The sequence below is a fragment of the Bifidobacterium sp. genome, assembly GCF_051876855.1.
Taxonomy (GTDB): Bacteria; Actinomycetota; Actinomycetes; order Actinomycetales; family Bifidobacteriaceae; genus Bifidobacterium.
Window position 1 is genome coordinate 21,934 of record NZ_JBJEIH010000018.1, and the last position, 4,653, is coordinate 26,586.

Consider the following 4,653-nt stretch of genomic DNA (forward strand, 5'->3'; position numbering starts at 1 on the left):
GGTTGTGCCGTGCCGGACGGGTTGTGCCGTGCCGGACGGGTTGTGCCGTGCCGGAAGGTGGACGGTTCTCACTTCCCCTCTTCTTATACAAACTGGCTACGCTGAGAAGCCGCTCAGCGTAGCCAGTTTGTATAAGAGAGACGGTTCTTGTCTCAGAGGCGACCAGAGAGGTCACTGCTGTGGCGTGGTGCCGTTGCCGCCGTCTCCACCAGTACTGTCCGTTCCCGTTCCCGTACCGCCGGTGCTGGTATTCGAGCCGTCGCCGCCTGCCCCGGCGCCGGAACCGCCAGAGGTCGTATCGCCGGTGTTCCCCTCATCGGCGGAACCGGTCGAAGGCGCGGTGCCCGTAGTCGCCGATGCGGAGGGGGACGGGCTGCTCGAACTGGACGAGCCCGAGTAGGAGCGGCGAGTGACGCTGCCGCCCGTTCCCCATGTGCCGTCCGGTCCGCCGACCTTGCCGTCGTCGGTGGCGGTCGGGAACGCAGTGTCCTCGGTGCCCTTAAGCGCCTGCTTCATGAATTCGGTGAACAGATGCACCGGATACTCCGAATGCGTATACCCGTTGAAATCGGGGATTTCCTGCGGATTTCCGTTCGCGTCCGGATACCACATGGCCCAGGTGCTGATCAATTCCGGCGTGTACCCGACGAAGGACGCGGCGTATGCGTCGTTTGCGGTACCGGTCTTGCCGGCGATGGTGCGTCCGATGGATCGTGCTTCCTTGCCGGTGCCGTACTGTACGGTGCCTTCCATTGCTTTGATAACCAGGGCGCAGTCGTTCTCTTCGAATACGCGCTCGTCACCGGTTTTCGCGGTGTAGAGCTCCTTGTTGTCGGAGCTGAGGACTTTGGACACGCAATGCAGGGTGTGCTTGACCCCGCCGGCGGCGATGGTCGCGTGGGCTTGCGTGAGTTCCTTGACGGTCACTGAATTGATACCGAGCACGTTGTACGGCGAGGTTTCGTCGATATCGCTCGTGATACCCGCGGAATGCGCGATTTCCGCGGTTTTCTGCGGTGTGAGCTTCTCGTTGAGGTTCATGAATGCCGTATTGACGGAGTATGCGGTCGCCTTGTACAGGTTCACGTAGCCGTAGCTGACGTTCCCCGAGTTGGCCACCGAACTGACCAGACCTTTGAAAGTTTGCGGCGAGTTGCCGTTGAATGTCGTGTTAAAGCTGACGCCGGCCTGTGCAGCTCCGAGAAGGGCGAAGGGTTTCATCGTCGAGCCCGGCTCGTAGGTGGCCTGCGTGGCGTTGTTGAGCTGGTGGGTCAGATAATCGGTGCCGCCGTAAATCGATTTGATGCTGCCGTCGCGCGGGTCCGCCGCTATGGCACCAATCTGCATCCCATCCGGCATGCCGGACGCCCGGTTGTCGCCTACGGATTGCATCTCGTTCTGCAAGGTGGAATCGAAAGTCGTCACAATTTTGTATCCGCCGGTTTCCAGCTCATCCTTAGTGAATGCCTTGGAATTGACCAGCTCTTGTTCGACCATGGTCAGTAGGTAGCCTTTATACCCTTGATAGGTGTTTTCCGTGGTTTGGGCGACGGTTTGCGGCATGGCGGCCTCCGCGGCCTGCGCCGAGGTGATGTAGCCGTCCTCCTTCATGATGCGAATCACGCGGTTGAATCGCGAAGTCGCCTGTTTGGGGCTGATCGCCGGGTCCCAAGTGCTCGGCGCGGGGATGATGCCGGCAAGCATCGCGGCTTCGGACACGGTCAGATCTTTCGCATCCTTGTTGAAGTACGCTTTCGCCGCGGCTTGGATGCCGTACGCGCCGCGTCCGAGGTAAATCGTGTTCATATAATTGCACAGCACGGTGTCCTTGGACTGGGTCTGTGCGATTTTGATAGCGAGGATCGCCTCGCGCAGCTTGCCCTTGTATGTGGTCGTTTCGCCCAGATAATACCGTTCCGCATATTGCTGGGTGATGGTCGACCCACCCTGCCGCGACCCGGTGCGCAGATTGGTAATCAGGGCTCGGGTGATACCGCGCAAATCGATGCCTTTGTCTTGATAGAAGGTGCGATTCTCCGAGGCGACGATGGCTTGCCCAACGTATTTCGGCAGCGTCGAGCAGTCGATGATTTCGCGGTTCTGGGCGGCGTAGCTGCCGATCGGGGTGGTGCCGTCGGAATAGTAGACGGTGGTTTTCGCGGCCATTGCGACTTTTTCTGGCTGCGGGATCTCCGTGGTCACATACAGGTACGCGAACGCGCCCACGGCGACCGCGATGAATGTGAGAATCAAACCGAGCGTCCATTTGAGTATCAGATGACGGCCTTTGACGCGGGTTTTCGGGCCTTTGCCCTCGGCGCGGTGGGTTCCCGGCCCGCTGTGACGTGTTGCCGCGACTCGGCGCGATGATGCAGAGGATGAGGAACGGCTGTTGCGCTGGCTGTGCGAGCCGTGTGCGCGATGGGAGCCGTGTTGGGAGGCGCGTGTACCGCTTGAGCTGTGTGATGCCGAGTTTGAAGCCCGTTGTGAGCTGTTGGAATCGTATGCGTCGCTCCCGGCGCTGCGCGTGGATGATGCGCTGCGCGCGCTGCGTGGGCGTGATGAAGCACTACGTTTCTGTGAAGCCATGGTTGCAACCGTAGCCGGAGCACCTGAAAAACCGCTTCTTATGACCGGAACTCTTACAAATTTGAGACTCGCCGGCGCTGATTGCCGGTTGGGGGAGAGCATCGTATCGCTTGCTTCGGTATCTTGGCGACGATCATTGGTTCAGACTGGGGCAGTGCGCGGGGGCGAACTTGGTTGGGCGGCAGCGCACCGCCGGGATGGGCTGGTGTGGCACTGGACGGGGACAAGGCTGTGTGTTGGGCTCGTAGCTGGAGCTGTGTGCTATGCCGCCGCCGGATGCGGTTCCAGACAGTACCTTCATGCCGTAATCTCCCTGCCGTGCGCTCGCCCTGTCGCACTGTCTGGCATTCCAGCGACCGGTCCGCGTCGGAACTCCCTGCCGTGCGCTCGCCCTGTCGCACGCCGGCCGGGTATGTCGTTGGTGTGGGTTGATTTGTTGTGTATCTCTTTGGTGTGTGATTGTGTTGTCGCATCGTATCGAGGTGTGTATGCGGATTCTGGCAGAGTTGCCGCGCATTCGGCTCGCGTGCGACCTGAGAGTCGCAGCGGTCGGGGATACCCCTGTTTGCACTCCTATCGGTCCCGGATGTAAGCATCCCCAGCCTGAACCCCTGACCCGCCGCCGACTGCGCCTGGATTCGTGCAGCCCCGACACCCCTGAAAAACCATCAACGAGCGCCGATTTGTCTGTACAAGGCAGGCAGACGGAGCATATCCGCCCCAATTGGCGATGTTTCTTCCTGATTTCGTGTGTGATTCTCCAAACGAAACGGTATGCTTGAAGTTTGGAATAACGCAACGCTTAGTTAAGAGGAGTCCAAATGAGCATTCGCGTGGCAATCGCTGGCGTGGGAAACTGCGCCTCGTCTCTCGTTCAAGGCGTCGAATATTACAAGGATGCCAAGGACGATGAGAAGATCCCCGGCATCATGCACAACGTGTTCGGTGGTTATCGTATCAAGGACATCGAGTTTGTCGCGGCGTTCGACGTTGATGCCGCCAAGGTCGGCAAGGACCTCAACGAGGCAATCTTCGCCAGCATGAACAACACGTACCAGTTCTGCAAGGACATGCCGGTTTCCGGTGTCACCGTGCAGCGCGGTCCGACCGGCGACGGCCTCGGCGAGTATTACCGTCAGGTCATCACCGAATCCGACGCCGAGCCGGTGGACGTTGCCCAGGTGCTGCGCGACACCAAGGCTGACATCCTCATCAGCTACCTGCCGGTCGGTTCCGAGCAGGCTGACAAGGCTTACGCCCAGGCCGCCATCGATGCCGGCTGCGCGTTCGTGAACTGCCTGCCGGTGTTCATCGCTTCCGACCCGGAGTGGGCTGACAAGTTCCGCAAGGCCGGTCTGCCGATCGTCGGCGACGATATCAAGAGCCAGGTCGGCGCGACCATCACGCACCGTGTGCTCGCCCGCCTGTTCGAGGACCGTGGCGTGCGCCTCGACCGCACGTACCAGCTCAATGTCGGCGGCGACATGGACTTCATGAACATGCTTGAGCGCAAGCGTCTGGAATCCAAGAAGATTTCCAAGACCCGCGCCGTCACCTCCATCGTTCCTCACGAGATGGATCCGCACAACGTGCACATCGGCCCGTCCGACTATGTCGCGTGGCTTGAGGACCGCAAGTTCGCGTTCGTGCGCCTTGAGGGCACCACTTTCGGCGATGTTCCGCTGAATCTCGAGTACAAGCTCGAGGTGTGGGATTCCCCGAACTCCGCTGGTGTGGTCATCGACGCGCTGCGCGCCGCCAAGATCGCGCTCGACCGTCATCTGGCTGGCCCGGTGCTGTCCGCTTCCGCGTACTTCATGAAGTCCCCGGCCGTTCAGCACGAGGATGGCGAGGCGAAGGCCCTCGTCGAGAAGTTCATCACCGGCGAATCCGAGGCCAATGAGGCCCAGCTTGACGCCGATGTCGCGGCTGCGAAGGCCGCAGGCAAGGACGTGTGGCACGCCTGATTGGGTGCGTTGCGTGTCTGGCGGGCAGATGATTGTTGATTTTGGCCGCCAGATGCCGTGATTACCCGTTGTTGATAACCGTCTGCCGACGCTGAGA

Annotated in this window: 2 protein-coding genes; one reads left to right on the forward strand and one right to left on the reverse strand. The window is 60.5% G+C overall.

Going from position 1 to position 4,653, the window contains the following annotated elements; all coding sequences use genetic code 11:
• Positions 1 to 171 precede the first annotated feature (171 nt).
• Entirely contained in the window at positions 172 to 2,589 is a 2,418-nt protein-coding gene (locus tag ACI38B_RS01000; protein WP_439729166.1) for a transglycosylase domain-containing protein, read from the reverse strand.
• Positions 2,590 to 3,410: 821 nt separating this feature from the next.
• Here ACI38B_RS01000 and ACI38B_RS01005 point away from each other — a divergent pair.
• A complete protein-coding gene (locus ACI38B_RS01005; RefSeq protein ID WP_015451151.1) occupies positions 3,411 to 4,556 on the forward strand; it encodes an inositol-3-phosphate synthase in 1,146 nt (381 codons plus the stop codon).
• Positions 4,557 to 4,653: the final 97 nt, after the last annotated feature.

Coding starts and splice junctions, on each gene's coding strand:
- ACI38B_RS01000 (WP_439729166.1), bottom strand. CDS start 2,589: ATGGCTTCACAGAAACGTAGTGCTTCATCACGCCCACGCAGCGCGCGC.
- ACI38B_RS01005 (WP_015451151.1), top strand. CDS start 3,411: ATGAGCATTCGCGTGGCAATCGCTGGCGTGGGAAACTGCGCCTCGTCT.